This is a genomic window from Acidovorax sp. 106 (genome assembly GCF_003663825.1).
In the GTDB taxonomy this organism is placed as follows: Bacteria; Pseudomonadota; Gammaproteobacteria; order Burkholderiales; family Burkholderiaceae_C; genus Acidovorax.
This window is the reverse complement of sequence record NZ_RCCC01000001.1, coordinates 3,743,379-3,763,057: the sequence shown is the minus strand read 5'-3', so window position 1 is coordinate 3,763,057 and position 19,679 is coordinate 3,743,379. Positions and strand designations below refer to the sequence as shown.

At 63.8% G+C, this 19,679-nt stretch carries 16 protein-coding genes; 8 read left to right on the top strand and 8 right to left on the bottom strand.

What is annotated here, in order from left to right; translation table 11 throughout:
• Positions 1 to 10: 10 nt before the first annotated feature.
• The 5 genes from C8C98_RS16665 to C8C98_RS16640 all read right to left on the bottom strand — a co-directional run bounded on the left by C8C98_RS16665 (position 11) and on the right by C8C98_RS16640 (position 4,490).
• A complete protein-coding gene (locus C8C98_RS16665) occupies positions 11 to 451 on the bottom strand; it encodes a CBS domain-containing protein (protein WP_121455198.1) in 441 nt (146 codons plus the stop codon).
• Positions 452 to 1,044: 593 nt separating this feature from the next.
• A complete protein-coding gene (locus tag C8C98_RS16655) occupies positions 1,045 to 2,064 on the bottom strand; it encodes a TRAP transporter substrate-binding protein (protein WP_121455197.1) in 1,020 nt (339 codons plus the stop codon).
• 64 nt (positions 2,065 to 2,128) lie between these two features.
• Complete coding sequence (locus C8C98_RS16650; RefSeq protein ID WP_121455196.1) at positions 2,129 to 3,421, bottom strand: TRAP transporter large permease; 1,293 nt, start codon at positions 3,419 to 3,421, stop codon at positions 2,129 to 2,131.
• Positions 3,422 to 3,429: 8 nt separating this feature from the next.
• Entirely contained in the window at positions 3,430 to 3,972 is a 543-nt protein-coding gene (locus C8C98_RS16645; RefSeq protein ID WP_121455195.1) for a TRAP transporter small permease, read from the bottom strand.
• The gene (locus C8C98_RS16640) at positions 3,969 to 4,490 is read right to left on the bottom strand and encodes a gluconokinase (protein ID WP_233574576.1); all 522 of its coding nucleotides are present in this window, start codon (positions 4,488 to 4,490) and stop codon (positions 3,969 to 3,971) included. Before C8C98_RS16640 ends, C8C98_RS16645 begins: the two co-directional genes overlap by 4 nt.
• 168 nt (positions 4,491 to 4,658) lie before the next feature.
• Here C8C98_RS16640 and C8C98_RS16635 point away from each other — a divergent pair, with 168 nt between their 5' ends.
• Positions 4,659 to 5,684: a LacI family DNA-binding transcriptional regulator gene (locus C8C98_RS16635; protein ID WP_121455194.1), complete on the top strand. Its 1,026-nt coding sequence runs from the start codon at positions 4,659 to 4,661 to the stop codon at positions 5,682 to 5,684.
• A gap of 74 nt (positions 5,685 to 5,758) precedes the next feature.
• Here the strand turns inward: C8C98_RS16635 and C8C98_RS16630 are convergent, their stop codons facing one another.
• Both C8C98_RS16630 and C8C98_RS16625 read right to left on the bottom strand, forming a co-directional pair.
• Complete coding sequence (locus C8C98_RS16630; protein WP_121455193.1) at positions 5,759 to 6,151, bottom strand: hypothetical protein; 393 nt, start codon at positions 6,149 to 6,151, stop codon at positions 5,759 to 5,761.
• A gap of 73 nt (positions 6,152 to 6,224) precedes the next feature.
• Entirely contained in the window at positions 6,225 to 7,874 is a 1,650-nt protein-coding gene (locus tag C8C98_RS16625; RefSeq protein ID WP_121455192.1) for a PAS domain-containing methyl-accepting chemotaxis protein, read from the bottom strand.
• A gap of 671 nt (positions 7,875 to 8,545) precedes the next feature.
• On the opposite strand from C8C98_RS16625, the gene nirB reads away from it, so the two are divergent.
• From nirB to C8C98_RS16590, 7 genes are all read left to right on the top strand, one after another.
• A complete protein-coding gene (gene nirB / locus C8C98_RS16620) occupies positions 8,546 to 10,990 on the top strand; it encodes a nitrite reductase large subunit NirB (protein ID WP_121455191.1) in 2,445 nt (814 codons plus the stop codon).
• A gap of 52 nt (positions 10,991 to 11,042) precedes the next feature.
• Positions 11,043 to 11,846: a type IV pili methyl-accepting chemotaxis transducer N-terminal domain-containing protein gene (locus C8C98_RS16615; RefSeq protein ID WP_370450447.1), complete on the top strand. Its 804-nt coding sequence runs from the start codon at positions 11,043 to 11,045 to the stop codon at positions 11,844 to 11,846.
• Between the two features lie 44 nt (positions 11,847 to 11,890).
• Entirely contained in the window at positions 11,891 to 12,274 is a 384-nt protein-coding gene (gene nirD, locus C8C98_RS16610) for a nitrite reductase small subunit NirD (protein WP_121455189.1), read from the top strand.
• A 159-nt stretch (positions 12,275 to 12,433) separates the two neighbouring features.
• Positions 12,434 to 15,334, top strand: a complete 2,901-nt coding sequence (locus C8C98_RS16605; RefSeq protein ID WP_121455188.1) for a nitrate reductase — start codon at positions 12,434 to 12,436, stop codon at positions 15,332 to 15,334.
• 180 nt (positions 15,335 to 15,514) lie between these two features.
• Positions 15,515 to 16,438 (top strand): DNA-binding protein YbiB, encoded by a 924-nt coding sequence (gene ybiB, locus C8C98_RS16600; protein WP_121455187.1) that lies wholly within the window; start codon positions 15,515 to 15,517, stop codon positions 16,436 to 16,438.
• Positions 16,435 to 17,271 carry a uroporphyrinogen-III C-methyltransferase gene (gene cobA / locus C8C98_RS16595; RefSeq protein WP_121455186.1) on the top strand — a complete coding sequence of 279 codons (837 nt, stop codon included), beginning with the start codon at positions 16,435 to 16,437 and terminating at the stop codon, positions 17,269 to 17,271. Before ybiB ends, cobA begins: the two co-directional genes overlap by 4 nt.
• Before the next feature lie 258 nt (positions 17,272 to 17,529).
• Positions 17,530 to 18,990: a cellulase family glycosylhydrolase gene (locus C8C98_RS16590; protein ID WP_121455185.1), complete on the top strand. Its 1,461-nt coding sequence runs from the start codon at positions 17,530 to 17,532 to the stop codon at positions 18,988 to 18,990.
• Between the two features lie 114 nt (positions 18,991 to 19,104).
• On the opposite strand, the gene C8C98_RS16585 is transcribed toward C8C98_RS16590, so the two are convergent.
• Complete coding sequence (locus C8C98_RS16585; RefSeq protein WP_121455184.1) at positions 19,105 to 19,593, bottom strand: acyl-CoA thioesterase; 489 nt, start codon at positions 19,591 to 19,593, stop codon at positions 19,105 to 19,107.
• Positions 19,594 to 19,679 lie beyond the last annotated feature (86 nt).

The window sequence follows — 19,679 nt, the reverse complement described above, 5'->3', positions numbered from 1 at the left end:
GGGGCTTGAATCAACGGTGGCCGGTGATGTATTGCTCCAGCTGCTCGATGATGAATTTTTGCTCTGAGATGATGTCCTTGACCAAGTCTCCAATGGAGATCATGCCCACGAGCTTCTCGTTCTCGACCACCGGCAAGTGGCGCAAGCGGTTGTTGCTCATGATCTGCATGCACTGCTCGCTGGTCTGGTGCAGTCGCACAAACAGCACATCGGGGGTCATCACATCGCGCACCTGGGTGGCGGCCGATGTGCGGCCCAGCAATGCAATCTTGCGGGCGTAGTCGCGCTCGGTGAAGATGCCCACGATGCGGTCATCGTCCTGTGTCACCAGCAGGGCTCCAATGCCCTTTTCGGCCATCAGGCGCAAGGCGTCCAACACCGAATCGGCGGGGCGCACGGTGTGCACGGTGGCGTCGGGTTTGGATTTCAGGATTTCGGCAACAACGGTCATGGCAACCTCCCGGTAGAGCGCAAAGCACGATGGATGAACCGACCTGTTCAAGCCCCTTCAGGGCTCTACCCAAAAAGAATTGAGCAGGCTTCAGAACCTGTTCAATGCCTTTTCGGGGTCGCACAAGTGGCTTGCAGGGATGGGCTGCTAGGCGCAGCGCGCAGCCAATAGCCCGTGCTATTGGCAAGCGTTGCAACAACGCAGACCGCCCGGCAAGCCACTTGCCCGAAGGGTTGGAGTGAAATCGGGCGATTGGATGCCCCGGCTGCTTGCATGGGCACGAGCCCATGCGGCGCACCCGAAGCATCCACTCATCCCGATTGCACTCCAATGCGATCCCCGAAAAGGCATTGAACAGGTTCTTAGAACATTTCAGCCCATCTGTGCGTTGAATGCAACCGTAGATGCCTTGATGAGACGTCTGGTTACCAAGCCAGGCGCTGGTTGCGCGGCAGGCCTGTGCCCGGCATCCACAGTGACAGACCGTGAAAAGCACAAAAGCCAGCGGCCCAAGGGCCGCTGGCTTTTGCGTGGACGGTTTGACTACGCCGTCAGGGTGGAAGCCCACCCTGAGCCTACTCCCTGCCCTGCGCTCACTTGGCGGGGCGTGCTTGCGCCACAGCGCCCTGCACTTCCTTCCACAGGGCTTCGCCCACGTTGGCGGCGATGCTGGCGTTCACCGCCGCCAGTTTCTCGCGCATGCGGGCCGCTTCGGCAGCGGGCAGGTCGTTGACCTGCATGCCCTTAGCCTTCAAGTCGGCCAGTGCCTTGTCGGCTTCGGCTCGGGTGTCTTGGCGTTCAAAGTCGCGGCTCTTTTTGGCCGCGTCCAGCAGCACCTTTTGCTCGGCCTTTGACAGACCATCCCAATACTTCTTGCTCACCAGCACGATCCAGGGGCTGTAGACGTGGTTGGTGACGGTGAGGTACTTCTGCACCTCATAGAACTTGCTCGACAAGATGGTGTTGAAGGGGTTCTCCTGGCCATCCACGGTGTTGGTTTCCAGCGCGGTGAACAGTTCAGAGAATGGCAGCGGCACGGCGTTGGCGCCCAGGGTCTTGAAGCTGTCGAGGAAGACGTTGTTCTGCATCACGCGCAGCTTGATGCCGTTCATGTCCTCCAGCTTGGCCACGGGGCGTTTGCTGTTGGTGAGGTTGCGAAAGCCGTTCTCCCAGTAAACCAGGCCCACCAGGCCTTTTTCCTGCAGCTTGTCCATCACCTTCTGGCCCACGGGGCCGTCCAGCACCACATCGGCTTCCCTGGCGTTGTTGAACAGAAAGGGGGTGTCCCAAATGGCCATTTCTTTGGTGATGCCGACCAGGGTGGCGGTGGAGCCCACCATCATCTCTTGCGCACCGCCAATCAGCGCCTGCTGCATTTGCAAATCAGAGCCCAGCGCGGCCGCGCCAATAGCGCGCACCCGCATCTTGCCGCCCGAGGCTTTCTCGACCTCTTCGGCAAACAGCTTGGTGGCACGGCCCTGGTTGGAGACTTCGTTAAGCCCGTAACCAAAGCGGATGATGCGCGGCTTGAAGTCTTGCGCAGCGGCCTGAAACGAGCAGGCCAGCGCAGCCACCGACAAGGCGGCCAAAAGGGTGCGACGGAAGGTTTTCATGGTTGTCTCCATTGTGGTGAGGGAGGAAAAGACAGAGGAAAAATCAAACGACTCAGGGGCTACGTCATCTCAGCCAGACGACGGGCGCAGTCACGATCTGCGGGAACACGACCAGCAGCGCCAGGATGAGCACATAAGTGAGCAGAAAAGGGTTCACGCCCTTGATGACGCTGTGCATGGAAATGCGCCCCACGCCAGCCACCACGTTGAGCACGGTGCCCACAGGCGGTGTGATGAGGCCAATGGCGCCGTTGAGCACGAACATCAGGCCGAAATACACCGGGTCGATCCCCGCCTTCACGGCGATGGGCAACATCACCGGAGCAAAGATCAGGATGGTGGGCGTGAGGTCCAGTGCCGTGCCAATCAGCACCAGCACGATCATCATCACGGCCATCAACAGGCGCGGGCTTTGCACCAACGGCCCCAGCCAGTTAGTCAGAACATTGGGCAGGTCGGCCAGCGTGATCATGTAGCTGGCCACTTGCGCGCCAGCGCACAGGAACATGACGATGGAGGTGGTTTTGGCCGCCCGCACCAGCACACCGTAGATTTCGGGCACGCGCATTTCGCGGTGGATGAACAGCGCCACCACCAGCGCATAGAACGCGGCCACCACGGCAGCCTCGGTGGGCGTAAAAACGCCCGACTTCATGCCCCCGATGATGATGAGCGGCATGAGCATGGCCCAGAACGCACGGGCAGTGGCACGCAGGCGGTCTTTCACCGGCAGTGGCTCGCCCTTGGGCAAGTCCAGGTCGCGCAGCACCCAGCGCCAGGCGAATATCAAACCGGCACCCATCATCAACCCAGGCACGATGCCCGAGACAAACAGCGCCGAAATCGAGGTGTTGGTTGTCACGCCATAGATCACGAACGGCATGGACGGCGGGATGATGGGCGCGATGATGCCGCCCGAGGCGATCAGCCCCGCCGAGGTGTTCATGGGGTAGCCTTGCTGGCGCATCATGGGCAGCAAGATGGTGGCCAACGCGGCCGTGTCTGCCAGGGCTGAGCCACTCATGCTGGCCATGAGCACCGCTGCGCCGATGGCCACGTAGCCCAGGCCGCCACGGATGTGCCCCACCCAGGCCTGGGCCATGTCAATGATGCGGCGGCTGATGCCGCCCGAGTTCATCAGCTCCCCAGCCAGGATGAAGAACGGCACCGCCAGCAGCGGAAAGCTGTCCACCCCCGCTACCAGGTTCTGGGCCAGCAGTTGCGTGTCCCAAAAATCCAGCACCCAGGCCATGCCAGCGCCCGTGAGCACCAGGGCCAGGCCCATGTTCATGCCCGTGCCCATCAGCACCAACATGCCCACCGAAAAGACCACGAAGGCCATGGCTTCAGGTGTCATTCCCAACATCACTCCACCTCCGCACCGTGGCCCAGGTCCAGCGGCTTGCGCTGCACCAGTTCCACCAAAGCCATCACGCCAATGGCCAGCGCACACAACAAGGCAGGCAACGGCAGCAGGGCCGACGAGTACCCCAGCACCACCGAATGGCTGCCCATGCCCACCACCACCTGCTGCCAGGCTCCCCAGCCCAACATCACGCAAGCCGCAATCACCAGCAGCCGAATCACTGCCGTGAGCAGCCCAAACGCCAGCGGCTTGCGGGCCAGCAGACCCGCCAGGCTGGTAAAGGCCATGTGCTCACCGGCGGGGTAAGCCGCCGCAGCACCGATGAACACCATCCAGACAAACAGCAAGCGCGACAGCTCTTCGCTGGCGGGCACGCCACTGCCAAAGCCGTAGCGCAGCACCACGTTGGAGAAAACGGCCACGGCCATGGTGCCCAGGCACAAGGCCATCAGCACACTGGCGATGCGGGTGAAACGGCTGCTGGCCGTGCTGCCCTCACCCTGCGGAGCGGGTGCGGGCGAAGAAGGAGATGCGGCGCTCATGCGGCCTCCAGGGTAGTGAGCCAGGCGCAGGCCTGCTGCTCCAGCGTGGACAAAGGTAAGGCGGCGTCCAGCGTCAGCACGCCGGGCTCGCCCGTGGGGGATTCGAGCGTGGCGAACTGGCTGTCCACCAGCGCTGCCGAGAAAAAATGGGTTTGTGCGCGCGCCTTGACGCGGGCTTCCGACTCAGCCCGGTCAATCTGCAAGAACGCAAAGCGCAGCGAGGGGCAAGCGGCACGCAACCGGTCGCGGTAGGCTTTTTTGAGCGCTGAGCAGGTCAACACAGCCCCTTCAGGCTGGGCCTGCAGCAACTGGCCCAACTCCGTCAGCCAACCCTCGCGGTCGGCATCGGTCAAAGGCACGCCCTGGCTCATCTTGGTGCGGCTGGCGGCGCTGTGGTGGTCATCCCCCTCAATCAGCGGCAGTTGCAGCGCAGCCGCCAGGGACTGACCCAGGCTGGACTTGCCACAACCCGCCACCCCCATGACCACCAAAAACACCGAAGAACTGTTCACAGACATATTGGTAGCGCTATCCCATTAAATTCTAAAAAAGCACACCGCCTATTGGTGTGCTGCGAGACCGGATTCCTGTCGAAATTGCCACAGAATAGGGAATTCCGCCTTGTTCCAGAGCAAGGACAGCGCTATCCTAAATCCACATCCTCAAACCCCAACGAGGGAAAACCCTTGACCAAACCCGACAGCAAACGCCGCTCCAGTGGCCGCATCACCCTGAGCGACGTGGCCAAAGCCGCCGGCGTGAGCCCCATCACCGCATCGCGCGCTTTGCGGGGCGAACGTGGCGTAGCGCAAGACTTGGTCGACCGCGTAAAGGTCGCCGTGCAGCAACTGGGCTATGTGCCTGACCCCGCAGCGCGCGCCCTGGCATCGCAACGCAGCGTGCAGGTGCCCGTGCTGGTGCCGTTGCTGTCCAACGCTTTGTTTGTGGATGTGCTGGATGCCGTGCACCGCGTGCTCTTTCCCCTGGGCTATCAGGCCTTGATCGGCGTGACCCACTACGACCCGCTGGAGGAAGAGCAACTGCTGCGCACCTACCTGGCCCACCGCCCGGCAGGCCTGCTGGTCACGGGCTTTGACCGCACCGAAAACGCCCGCCAGATGATTGCCGCCAGCGGCGTGCCCTGCGTGCACCTGATGGAGGTGACAGCCGCCGCAGGCGTGTACTGCACCGGCTTTTCGCAGCAAGACGCGGGCTATGCCATGGCCGAGCACCTGCTGCAACGCGGCTACCGCCACATTGCCTTTGCGGCCGCCCAGCTAGACCCCCGCACGCTGCAACGCGCCGAGGGCTACCGGCGCTGCCTGCGTAATGCAGGCCTGTATGACGCCAAACTGGAGGTGCTCAGCCCCGAGCCCTCCTCCATCCGCCTGGGTGCCACCTTGCTCGAAGACATCGTGCGCACCCGCCCGCAGGTGGACGCCATCTTCTTTTGCAACGACGACTTGGCCCAAGGTGGCCTGCTCGCCGCCCAGCGCCTGGGCATTGCCGTGCCGGGCACCGTGGCCATTGCAGGCTTCAACGACCTCGCGGGCAGCGACCAGATGCTGCCCCCCCTGACCACGGTGCGCACCCCCCGCGCTGCCATGGGCGAGGCCGGAGCACGCATGCTGCTGGCCCTGATGCAAGGGCAACGGCCCGAGAGCAACTCGGTGAACCTGGGGTTTGAATTGACGGTGCGGGAGAGCACTTGAGGCCACCGCCTGTCATCGGTAGCGCAGATCCGGGGGCAACCCAGCCAAGGGCACGGCCAGGTTGACGTGAAACACTAACCCGGTGGGGCCACGCCACGCTCGTTCACCAAAGACCGAAGCGTGCTGATCGCCGCGAGCTGCACAGGCAACGCCGCGCACACCAGAACGGGAGACAAAAAAGCATCCCAAAACAGCGCAGTGACAGCGGCCAGGCACCAAACAAAGCCGACGAGCAACAGGGCCGCCACGCATTGCGCCAGTGGCGGCCCTTTGCGTATCCACCACAGCCACGCCCCCAGGACCAGCACCAGACTCCATCCAATGAAGGGGTTGCTGACCAAACGATACGGCGTGGTTTTGGGCTTCCAGTCAACCACCAGCCCTCCACTGTGCAGCAAGAGAATGGCGGCCAGCATGACGACCACTGCCAGCAAGACGGCAGAACCTAGGTGATTGAGCTGCTTCATGATTCGCATGCTGGCATTGTGTGCCCAACCCTGCGCAAAGGCCGCCAGTCCAGGCGATTGCAGCCCACAGGCCTCAAGCCTCAGCCAATGCCCTCTGGCCTGAATCTGCCTTCATGGACTTGCGCAGCGCCACAGCGTCCACGCTGCGTGCGCTGGACGATGCATCAATGCGGAACACCTGCACCGTCTCTGAGACAGACTTGGCTTGGGTGCTCAATTGCATGGCAGATGCGGCATTTTCTTCGACCAGTGCTGCGTTTTGTTGGGTGATGGTGTCCAACTGAGCCACGGCAGAGTTCACTTGAGAGATGCCGCTGAGTTGTTCGCTGGAGGCACCGTGGATTTCGCCCATCAGTGCATTCACCCGGCGCACCAGGTCCAGTGACTCAGACATGGTTTTTTGCGCCATGTCCGTCTTCACGTTGCCTTCTTGCACCTTGTTAGCCGAGTCGTCAATCAATTGCCGAATCTCTTTGGCGGCCGCGAGGGTGCGGTGCGACAGGCTGCGCACCTCCGAAGCCACCACCGCAAAGCCTCTGCCCTGCTCGCCCGCACGGGCGGCCTCCACCGCAGCGTTCAACGCAAGGATATTGGTCTGGAAGGCAATGCTGTCGATCAACTGCGTGATCTCGCTGATACGCCCGGAGGCGGATTGGATCTGCTTCATGGTAGCGGCCACGCTGTTGACGACTTCGCTGCTGTGCTCAGCCACCGAAGTGGCTTGGGTGGCCAGCTCGGTGCCACGGCGGGCAGACTCGGCAGTTTGCCGCACGGTGCCGGTGATCTCCTCCATCGAAGCCGCCGTCTGTTCCAGGTTGCTCGCCTGGGATTCGGTGCGCGCTGACAGGTCCTGGTTGCCTTGCGCGATTTCCTGGGTGGACAACTGCATGCGCTCGGCCTCCTGGCGCGCATCGCGCACGATGGAGAGCAAATTCACATTGAGCTGGGCCAGGGCTTTTTGCAAATGCCCTGCGGTGTCATCGCGCGACACTTGAATCTTCTGGGTCAAGTCCCCCGCCGCCATGCGGTTGGCCCACAGCAGCATCTGGTTCAGGGGGGCAATCGTCACGTTGTGCAAATAGGCGGCCGCCCCCACGGCCAAGGCCAGAACACCCAACCAGGCCAAGCCAGACACCAGCGACAGGCTGTGCCCCCCTGCCGATGCAGCCAGCCAGGCGGCAAGCACCACAGCGCACATGCTCAGCAGCATCTTGCCCAGCGCGCCCAAGCGCAGCAGCTCAGTGGTACGCCCCCACAGGTTGTCTTTGATCAATCGCCCGGCACGCAGCTTGTGCACCAAGGTACCGGCCTCTTTCTCGGCCCGCATGGTCTTGTACAGCTGCTCGGCCTGCTGAATCTGCTCGCGGGTAGCTTCGGTGCGCACCGACATGTAGCCCACGGGCTGGTCCCCTTGCATGAGAGGCGTGACATTGGCCATCACCCAGTAGTAGGTGCCGTTTTTGCGGCGGTTCTTCACGGCGGCGGACCAGGGGATGCCCTTTGCGATGGTGTCCCACATGTCGCGAAAGGCCTCTTCTGGCATCTCAGGGTGGCGGATCATGTTGTGGGGCTGACCCAGCAACTCTTGCCTTTCGTAGCCGCTGACCTCCACAAACATGGGGTTGCAGTAGAGGATGCGCCCCTTCAGATCGGTCGTCGAGACCAGTGTTTCGCCTTTAGGGAAAGGGTACTCCTGAGAGACAACAGGCAGGTTCATTCGCATAGATAACTCCTGAAAAGCCACTTCACGCCAACACGCCAGTGAACTCTTTGCCTAAGAGGCCGCCACTGCCCCAAACCGAGAGCACCGCTGCGCAATCAGCATAAATGAAAAGAAATGTTTCACACACCGGGATTTGGACGGCTCAACGCACAAATCAGACACTAAAAGCGATATTTCGATCGCTTTTATCAATGGATTTTTCACCGCCATTAATTCAACAAAACGCGTCATTCAATTTAGACCCGAACCAAATGGGTGCAAGAGCCAACAGCTCGGCGAACTCAAGCACCCAAGAATGGGCATAGCGAAGCGATTGAACGGCGTGCCCAGAAGGCCTGCTCGTCAATTACAGACTCGCGATGACCGAGCAGCGGGGTACGCCGGCACGGCAACAGACCGCCAGAGGCTGCAGATGCAGAGCCTGGGCAGGCCAGCCTGTTGATTGCGTACCGTCCTAGCGCCCCACACCAGTGCGTCCAATCTGGCACAGGCATTGCTTAACACCAGCAACGACCCAAGCGGGTCGCGCAATTCACCGGTGCAACGGCGCACAGAAGGGTTGCACGGACGAAGGCGTCCCCACATGCGGTTTCGAGAACTCGAGACGGCATCGTGTGGACGCCTTTTTTGCTTTTCGATTCGCCCCTGGCGATGGAACCGACGGAGTCACGATGAAAAAGCCCAAACTGGTGATGGTGGGAAATGGCATGGCCGGTGTGCGCACGCTGGAAGAGCTGCTCAAGATTGCCCCCGATATGTATGACATCACGGTCTTCGGGGCCGAGCCGCACCCCAACTACAACCGCATTCTGCTGTCGCCGGTGCTGGCTGGCGAGCAGACCATCGACGAGATCATCCTCAACGACTGGCAGTGGTACGCCGACAACCGCATCACGCTGCACACCGGCTTCACGGTCAATGATGTGGACCGCGTGCGCCGCGTGGTGAGCGCCACCAGCAAGGACGGCGATGTGATCACCGCCGAGTACGACCGCCTCATCATCGCCACAGGCTCCAACCCCTTTATCTTGCCCATCCCCGGCAAAGATCTGCAAGGCGTGCTGGCCTACCGCGACATTGCCGACACCCAGGCCATGATTGACGCTGCCGCCACCTACAAGCACGCAGTGGTGATCGGCGGCGGCCTGCTGGGCCTGGAGGCCGCCAACGGCCTGATGAAGCGCGGCATGCAAGTGAGCGTGGTGCATGTGGGCGACTGGCTGATGGAGCGCCAACTGGACGACGTGGCCGGCAAGATGCTGCAAAAGTCGCTGCAAGAGCGCGGCATGCAGTTCCTGATGAAAGCGCAGACCCAGGAACTGGTGGGCAACGCCGAAGGCCGCGTGGCCGCCGTCAAGTTCAAGGACGGCACCGAGGTGCCCGCCGACTTGGTGGTGATGGCCGTGGGCATCCGCCCCAACACCGCGCTGGCCGAAAAAATGCGCCTGTACGTGAACCGCGGCATTGTGGTGAGCGACACGCTGCAGACCACCACCGACGCCCGCATCTACGCCGTGGGCGAGTGCGCCGCACACCGGGGCATTGCCTATGGCCTGGTGGCCCCGCTGTTTGAGCAGGGCAAGGTGCTGGCCAACCATTTGGCCGAGTTCGGCATAGGCCGCTACCAGGGCTCGCTCACGTCCACCAAGCTCAAAGTCACGGGCATCGATCTGTTCAGCGCGGGCGACTTCCAAGGCGGCGAGAACACCGAAGAGATCGTGATGAGCGACCCCTTTGGCGGTGTTTACAAAAAGCTCGTCATCAAGGACGACAAGCTGGTGGGCGCCTGCCTGTATGGCGACACGGTGGACGGGAGCTGGTACTTCAAGCTGCTGCGCGACGGCCGCAGCGTGAGCGACATTCGCGACAAGCTGATGTTTGGCGAGAGCAACATCGGCGACGTGGGCCACCAGGGACAGAGCAAGGCATCGGCCATGGCCGACAGCGACGAGGTGTGCGGCTGCAACGGGGTGACCAAGGGCGCGATCTGCAAGGCGATCAAGGACAAAGGCCTGTTCACGCTCGATGAAGTGCGCAAGCACACCAAGGCCAGCGCATCGTGCGGCTCGTGCACCGGGCTGGTCGAGCAAATCATCATGTTCACGGCCGGCGGCGACTACAGCGCAACCCCCAAGACCAAGGCCATGTGCGGCTGTACCGACCACGGCCACCAGGCGGTGCGCGAGGCCATTCGCACCAACAAGCTGCTGACCATTGCCGACGTGTTCAAGTTTTTGGACTGGAAGACGCCCAACGGCTGCGCCACCTGCCGCCCCGCCGTCAACTACTACCTGATCAGCACCTGGCCCAAGGACGCCAAGGACGACCCGCAAAGTCGCGCCATCAACGAGCGCAGCCACGCCAACATCCAAAAGGACGGCACCTACAGCGTCATCCCCCGCATGTGGGGGGGAGAGACCACGGCCGACGAGCTGCGCCGCATTGCCGATGCCGCCGACAAGTACAACATCCCCACCATCAAGGTCACGGGCGGCCAGCGCATCGATTTGCTGGGCGTGAAGAAGGAAGACCTGGTCAACGTGTGGAAGGACATTGGCATGCCCAGCGGCCACGCCTATGCCAAGGCGCTGCGCACCGTGAAGACCTGCGTGGGCAGCGAGTGGTGCCGCATGGGCACCCAAGACAGCACGCAGATGGGCAAGGACCTCGAGCGCGCCATGTGGCGCATGTACGCCCCGCACAAGGTCAAGTTTGCCGTCAGCGGCTGCCCGCGCAATTGCGCCGAAGCAGGCATCAAGGACGTGGGCATCATCGGCGTGGACAGCGGCTGGGAGATGTACGTCGCTGGCAACGGCGGCATCAAGACTGAGGTGGCGCACTTCTTCACCAAGCTCAAAACCGCCGAGGAAGTGCTGGAGTACACCGGCGCGTTCTGCGAGCTGTACCGCCAGGAAGGCTGGTACCTGGAGCGCACCGTGCACTACGTGAACCGCGTGGGCCTGGACTATGTGAAAAAGCGCATTCTCGAAGACCACGAAGGCCGCAAGGCGCTGTGGGAGCAACTGCAGTTTGCGCTGGACGGCGAGCCCGACCCGTGGTTCGAGTTTGACAAAGCCGCCGTGGACACGCGCCAGTTTGTGCCCCTGGGCGCCTGACGCTACCGCCTGCTGACCCAGCCCGTCATCTCACCACCAAGGAGCCCCCATGCTGCAACGCCGATGGATTTTGAACGCCAGCGCTGGCGCCCTGCTGGCAGGCGCTGTGGGCGCCCCGGTGGCGGCGTGGGCCCAGGTGCAGGATGTGAACGACGCCATCAACAAGGCGGGTCGCCAACGCATGCTGAGCCAGCGCATGGCCAAGGCCTGGCTCATGCTGGCGCACCAGGCCGATGCCAACCCTGCGCGCCAGGCGCTGGCCCAGTCCATCAAACTGTTTGAGCGGCAGCTGGCCGAACTCAAGGCCTACGCCCCGCAAGCAGACATTCGCACAACCTACACCGAGCTGGAAGCCGCCTGGAGCGCCTACAAAACCGTGCTGACCACGACCCAGCCATCCAAAGACGCGGCCAGCAGCCTGCTGCAGGCCGATGCCAAGGTGCTGGCCCTGGCCCACCAGGGCACCGTGCAGTACGAAGCGGCCTCGGGCAAGCCCGTGGGCCATCTGGTCAACGTGGCCGGGCGCCAGCGCATGCTGAGCCAGCGCATGGCCAAGTTCTGCCTGGCCGCCATGCTGCAGGTGGACGCTGCCACCAGCACCACCGAAATCGACAAGGCGCGCAAAGAGTTTTTGAGCGCCAACGAATTGCTGCGCACGGCGCCGCAAGCCACCGACCGCATTCGCCAGGAACTGCAACTGGCCGACGGGCAATGGGTATTTTTTGACGCCGCGCTGCAGCGCATGCAAACGGGCGCCAACACGTTTCGCCAGGTGTCCGAGGTGTTTGTGACCAGCGAAAACCTGCTGGCCAGCATGGACCGCATCACCGGCATGTATGCCGCCCTGGCCGCCTGACGCAGAGCGCAGAGCCCCCCCAACAACCACAAGGAATCGCCACCATGACTGAATGGACACTGATCTGCCGCATCGAAGACATCCCCGTGCTGGGCGCGCGCCGCGTTGCCCGCCCCCAGGGCCTGGATGTGGCGGTGTTCCGCAACGACGCGGGCGGCGTCTTCGCACTGCTCGACCGCTGCCCGCACAAGGGCGGCCCCTTGTCGCAAGGCATTGTGTTTGGCACCCATGTGGCCTGCCCCATGCACAACTGGACGATTGGCCTGTGCGACGGCCAGGCATCGGCCCCCGATGAGGGCTGCACGCCCAAGTTCACCGTGAAGGTGGAGGACGGTGCCGTGTACCTGGACGCTGCCGAGCTGGCCACCGTGGCCACGGATTTGACGCGGCCCATCGCCGGGCCTGCACGCCGCGCGGTGGGTGCGTAGGCCGTGGCTGAGGGTGCCTAGCGCGCCCGCCCCTTGCCAACAAGCCCAGCCGCCCCAGACCTCTGCACCAGCCCAACGCGTTCAAAAGCTATCAAAACAATAGCTGCTAGCGCTTATAAATAAAGCGCTAGAGCCGTAAAACACTTAAAACCACACGCCATGCAAGAAACCCTGTCCACCTGCCCTTACTGCGGCGTAGGCTGCGGCGTGATCATCGAATCCGAAGGTGCACAAATCACCGGCGTGCGAGGCGACCCGAACCACCCTGCCAACTTCGGCCGCCTGTGCACCAAGGGCTCCACGCTGCACCTCACGGCCAGCAGCCCCATCACGCTGCAGACCCGGCTGCTGCAGCCCTTGCACCGCGTGCAACGCAGCGATGCCCCCCAGCCGTTGTCGTGGGATGCGGCCCTGAGCCTGGCCAACGAAAAATTTGCCAACACCATCCAGCAGCACGGCCCTGACGCCGTGGGCTTTTACGTGAGCGGCCAGTTGCTCACCGAGGACTACTACGTCTTCAACAAACTGGCCAAGGGCCTGATCGGCACCAACAACATCGACACCAACTCGCGCCTGTGCATGAGCAGCGCGGTGGCGGGCTACAAGCAGACCCTGGGCGCCGATGCACCGCCCGCCTGCTACGACGATGTGAACCACGCGCAGTGCCTGTTCATCGTGGGCAGCAATGCGGCCTGGGCGCACCCCATCCTGTTCCGCCGCATTGAAGACGCACGCGCCGCCAACCCGGGCATGAAGGTCATCGTGGCCGACCCGCGCCGCACCGACACGGCCGGCATGGCCGACCTGTTTTTGCCCATCCAGCCGGGCAGCGACGTGATGCTGTTCAACGGCATGCTGCACATCATGCTGTGGGAGGGCTGGATCGACGCCAACTACATCGGCGCGCACACCACGGGCTTTGAACAACTCAAGGCCCTGGTGCGCGAGGCAACGCCCGAGCGCGTGGCCCAGGTGTGTGGCATCTCGGTAGCCGACCTGACCACGGCTGCGAAGTGGTTTGCAGCCTCCAAAGCCACGCTCAGCCTCTACTGCCAGGGCCTGAACCAGAGCAGCAGCGGCACCGCCAAGAACGCCACGCTCATCAACCTGCACCTGGCCACCGGCCAGATCGGCAAACCCGGCGCAGGCCCGTTCAGCCTGACCGGCCAGCCCAACGCCATGGGCGGGCGCGAAGTGGGCGGCTTGGCCAATCTGCTCAGCGCCCACCGCGACCTGGCCAACCCCCAGCACCGTGCCGAGGTGGCCGCGCTGTGGGGCGTGGCCGATGTGCCCAGCAAGCCGGGCAAGACGGCGGTGGAGATGTTCCAGGCCGCCGCCGACGGCGAGATCAAAGCACTGTGGATTGCCTGCACCAACCCCGCGCAAAGCATGCCCGACCAGGCCACCGTGCGCCGCGCACTGCAGCGCGCCGAATTTGTGGTGGTGCAAGAGGCCTTCGCAACGGCCGAGACCGCGCGGTACGCCGACCTGCTGCTGCCTGCCACCACCTGGGGCGAAAAAACCGGCACCGTGACCAACAGCGAGCGCCGCATCTCGCGCGTGCGCTCTGCCGTGCCCGCACCCGGCGCGGCGCGCCACGACTGGGCCATTGCGGTGCAGTTTGCGCACCAGCTGGAGGCGCGCCTGCGGCCGGGCCAGCCCACACTGTTCCCCTACACCACCGAGCATGCTGACCAAGGCTCTGAAACCGTGTGGAACGAGCACCGCGAGAGCACGCGCGGGCGCGATCTAGACATCACCGGCCTGTCGTGGGAGATGCTCGAATCTGCAGGCCCCCAACAGTGGCCGTGTCCTTCAGACCAGGCCTGCGGCGGCAATGTAGACGGCAACGCGACCGCGTTGCCGGCCCGCAGCAGCGACTACGGCAAGGCCCGTCTGTACGAAGACGGCGTGTTCCCCACCACCGACGGCCGCGCCCGTTTTGCCGCGCATGCATGGCAACCTACGGCCGAACAACGCGAATCGCGCTACCCCTTCAGCCTGACCACAGGCCGCCTGCGCGACCAGTGGCACGGCATGACGCGCACCGGCACCCTGGGCCGCCTGTTTGGCCATGTGGCCGAGCCCAGCGTGCAGCTGCACCCGCAGGACATGGAGCGGCGTGGCCTTAAAAACGGCGACCTGGTCTATGTGACGAGCAAGCGCGGCACCATCGTGGTGCCCGCGCAGGCCGACACCACCGTGGGCCTGTCGCAGGCCTTCATGGCCATGCACTGGGGCAGCGAATTTTTGAGCGGCTGCTCGTCCACCGGCGAGCGCTTGGCAGGCGTGAACGCGCTCACCACCTCGGCCTACTGCCCCACGTCCAAGCAGCCCGAACTCAAGCACGCGGCGGTGAAGGTGCTCAAGGCCGAGCTGCCCTGGACGCTGCTGGCCATGGCCTGGCTGCCCGCCGAATCGGCCCAGGCCACGCGCGAGGCGCTGTCTGCGCTGATGGCGCAGCTTCCTCTTTTTAAGTTCACGAGTTGCGTCCCCTTCAGCAACAACACGCCGCTGGGCGAACCCGGGCGCGAGCGCGTGGGCGTGCTGCTGCGCACCGCCGCGCACGAAGCCCCGCCGGACACCACGGTGGAACGCATCGAAGCCCTGATGGGCCTGGCCACGGCCGACACGCTGCGCTACGCCGACAAGAAACGCGGCCAGCGCCGCGCAGCGCGACTGGCACGCCACGGTGACGCCACCACGCTCGAAGGCATCGTGCTGGCGGGCGACACCAGCGCCGAAGGCTGGCTCAAGACCCTGCTGCAAGACGAATTGCCCGCGCAAACCTACGGCCGCCTGCTGCTGGTGCCCGGTGCCAAGGCACCCGTGGCGGTGCAGTCGCGCGGCAAATCGGTGTGCACCTGCTTTAACGTGACGGACGCAGCGATCACCGCCGAGCTGGCGCACTGCCACGGCACCGACGATGACCGCCTGGCCCAGCTGCAAGGTCAACTGCGCTGCGGCACCAATTGCGGCTCGTGCCTGCCCGAACTCAAGCGCATGGTGCGCACCACCGGGCCGCAGGCGCCCAAGCCCGCTGCGCAGGCCGTCATATAACCAAAAGTTGTCTGGGTTGCGCCAAAATAGCGCCCCACCCACCTCACTGCCACAACCACCGCACCAGGACTTGTGCAATAGGGCTCCAGCTAGGCATTTTCGGCGCAGACAGTACGCCTGTACGGCAAGCCGAAATAACGACGCTGGAGCCCTATTTCACAAGTCCCGCCACACAAAACCATGGGCATCAGTCAGTACATCAAGGAAATCGGTCGCGGCCCACGCGGCTCCAAGCCGCTCACGCGTGAGCAAGCGGCCGACCTGTTTGGCCAAGTGCTGGACGGCAGCGTGACCGACCTGGAGATTGGCGCCTTCTGCCTGGCCATGCGCATCAAGGGCGAAACGCCCGAGGAGATGTGCGGCTTTCTGGATGCCACGCACCAGCGGCTGGCCAAGTTGCCCACCACCAGCCGCCCCACCATCGTGCTGCCCAGCTACAACGGCGCCCGCAAGCTGCCGGTGCTGACCCCACTGCTGGCCCTGCTGCTGGCGCGCGAGGGGCTGCCCGTGCTGCTGCACGGCATGCGCACCGAGGCACGCCGCATTTTGGCATCCGATGTGCTTGAAGCGCTGGATATCAAAGCGCTAGAAGCTCCTAAAACAATAGCGAACGGAGAAGTGACACACATCCACACCCAGCTGCTGCACCCCGGCCTGGCACGCCTGCTGGCAGTGCGCCAGGTGGTGGGCCTGCGCAACCCCGGGCACAGCGCCGTCAAGCTGATGAACCCCTGCGCGGGCCCTGCGGTGGTGGTCACGGCCTACACCCACCCCGAGTACCTGGACATGCTGCACGCTACATTCACAGGCATGGGGATGAGCGCACTGCTCTCGCGCGGGCTGGAGGGCGAAGTGGCCACCGATCCGCGCCGCACGCCCCGTTATGACGCCTTTGTCGCGGGCAAGCACCAGTTGCTGGAAGAGCAGCAACCCGGCACCGCCAGCGAGGTGCCCGGCCTGCCCACCGAAATCGACGTGGCCACCACTGCCGAATACACCCGCCAGGTGCTCGCGGGCGCCCTGCCTGTGCCGCCTGCGCTGGCGCGGCAGGTGGAACACATCTTGCGTCTGGCTGAGCAAACCACGAAAGAGACACTGCCATGAGCCGCCCCACACATACCCATCCTTCAGGCACGGCACGCCCCCATCTGGGCACCGGTGGGCAATGCACCCTGGTGGGCGCAGGGCCCGGCGACCCTGAGCTGCTGACGATCAAAGCCCTCAAGGCCATCCAGGCCGCCACCGTGCTGCTGGTGGACGACTTGGTGAGCGACGCCATCGTGGCCCACGCCTCGCCCAGCGCCCGCATCGTGTACGTGGGCAAGCGCGGCGGCTGCAAGAGCACGCCCCAGGCGTTCATCGAAAAGCTGATGCTGATGGCCGTGAACGAGGGCGAGAACGTGGTGCGCCTCAAAGGGGGCGATCCGTTCATCTTTGGGCGCGGCGGCGAAGAGGTGGAGCACCTGCGCGCAGCCGGTGTGCCAGTCACGGTGGTCAATGGCATTACCGCTGGGTTGGCCGGGCTCACCTCACTGGGTGCCCCGCTCACGCACCGCGAGCATGCGCACGGCGTGGTGTTTGTCACCGGCCATGCCAAGCCGGGCGACAGCGGCACCGACTGGGCCGCACTGGCGCGCACCGCCCGCGACGCCAAGCTCACCCTGGTCATCTACATGGGCGTGAGTGGCGCCGCCACCATTGAGCAAGAGCTGCTCCGCGGCGGCCTGCCCGCCAACACCCCCGTGGCCGTCATCCAGCACGCCAGCCTGCCCCAGCAGCGGCATGCAGTGGCCACGCTGGGCACGCTGCACGCCACCCTCGTCCAAGAGGAACTGGGCAGCCCATCGGTGATCGTGGTGGGCGATGTGGTGCGGGGCGTAGCCTTGGCCGCGCAAGAGGCTGCCGACGCAGCCCCCCTGGCCCGCAGCGCAGGCTGACAGCCGCAACGGCTGCCGCCATGACATCGCCCACGTGGGGGCATAAACCACACATTTAACAGAGCCTTACAAGCCCAACGCGCCTTGCGGCGCGCGACGGCTGGGCAGCGCATAGCATTTGAGACGCGTTTGCAATTGGTTTGCAATGCACTCCCTGCTTTGGCGCGCCCACCACAGCCCCTGCAAGCCGCTGGCAGCAGCCCTGCGCGTGGCACCCAAAGCATGTCTTACCCTCATCCTTTGGAAAGATCCCTCTGCATGAAAGCCCACACGCTTTGGAAACAACTCGCCCTGGCTGGGTGCCTGCTGGCCAGCAGCAGCATGGCCTGGAGCTACGAAATCAGCGCAGGCAAGGTGCTCAATGACGCGGGCCAGCCTGTGCAACTGCGCGGTGTGAACTGGTTTGGCTTTGAGACCAACAACAACGTGGTGCACGGCCTGTGGGCCCGCAACTGGAAGGACATGATCACGCAGATGCAAAGCCAGGGCTTCAACGCGGTGCGCCTGCCGTTTTGCCCCACCACCCTGCGCGGCAACGCACCCAACAGCATCGACTACAGCCGCAACGCAGACCTGCAGGGCCTGAGCGCATTGCAGGTGATGGACAAGGTCATCAACGAACTGAGCAACCGCGGCATGTACGTGCTGCTGGACCACCACACGCCCGACTGCCAGAGCATCAGCGAGCTTTGGTACACCCCCAGCTACAGCGAACAACAGTGGATCACCGACCTGACCTTTGTGGCCCAGCGCTATGTGAACGTGCCCGGCGTGATTGGTCTGGACATCAAGAACGAGCCCCACGGCTCCGCCACCTGGGGCACCGGCAATGCCGCCACCGACTGGAACCGCGCTGCAGAGCGCGCCGCAGCCGCCGTGCTGCAGGTGGCCCCCAAGTGGCTGATTGCGGTGGAAGGCATTGGCGAGAACCCCAGCTGCTCCAGCAGCGGCGGTCACTTCTGGGGCGGCAGCCTGGAGCCCCTGGAGTGCACACCGCTGAACATTCCAGCCAACCGGCTGCTGCTGGCACCGCACGTCTATGGACCCGATGTGTACGTGCAGTCGTACTTCAATGCCGCCAACTTCCCAGCCAACATGCCCGCCATCTGGGACCAGCACTTTGGCCGGTTCGTGCAATCGGGCTACGCAGTCATGCTGGGTGAGTTTGGCGGCAAATACGGCCGAGGCGATGCCCGCGATGTGCAGTGGCAAAACGCCCTGGTGGACTACCTGGTGGGCAAAGGCATTCGCAGCGGCTTTTACTGGTCGTGGAACCCCAACAGCGGTGACACCGGTGGCATCTTGAACGACGACTGGACGACAGTGCGCACCGACAAAGTGCAGCTGCTGCAAAAGCTGTGGGGTGATGGAACAACGCCTACGCCAAACCCTAACCCGACACCCGATCCAACACCTGACCCAACGCCAACCCCCACACCCGACCCGACCCCCACGCCTACACCCAGCCCCAACTTCGCCGTGCTGCAGACGGTGGACAGCGACTGGGGCACAGGCTACTGCCAGCGCGTCACGGTCAGCAACCTGGGCAGCGCCAGCGGCAACTGGGCAGTCACGCTACCCATCAGCGGCAAGGTCAACAACCTCTGGAACGCGGTGTGGACCCAGTCTGGCAGCAACCTGAATGCATCAGGAGTGGACTGGAACAAAACCCTGGCCCCAGGCGCGGCGGCAGAGTTTGGTTTCTGCGCGGCGCGTTGATCGCGGCCTGCGCCGAGCCCCCCTCCCAAGCCCCATAAAAAAGGCCCGGACATTGTCCGGGCCTTGCCTTGGAAGTCTGGGCACCAGCGGGGCCGGCTGCGCGCAGTGTGCGCCTCACTGCCCCGCTGTCTGGCGCACCTCGGCAAAACGCTCGGCCAGTTCCTTGCGCAGGGTCTTGCGCATCACGGCGGCGTCCCAACGGCGGCGCTCGTCGGGGGTGGAGGGAGACAGCGGCGGCACGGCCACAGGCTTGCGGTGTTCATCCACGGCCACCATGGTGAAAAAGCAGCTGTTCACATGCCGCACCACCTGCGAGCGAATTTCTTCCGCCACCACCTTCACGCCCACTTCCATCGAAGAGCTGCCGGTGTAGTTCACGCTGGCCAGAAAAGTCACCAACTCGCCCACATGGATGGGCTGCAAGAACATCACCTGGTCCACGCTCAGCGTGACGGTGTAGCAGCCCGAATAGCGGCTGGCGCAAGAGTAGGCCACCTGGTCAAGCAACTTGAGAATGGCGCCGCCGTGCACGTTGCCTGAAAAATTGGCCATGTCGGGCGACATGAGCACGGTCATGCTGAGTTGGTGTGAAGGGATGTTCATGCTGCGATTTTAGAAACCGCGCAGGCGTCTGAGGGCCTTGCTTTGCGCTACATCACACAACCAGCCGCCGCCGTGGCAGCTTCGCT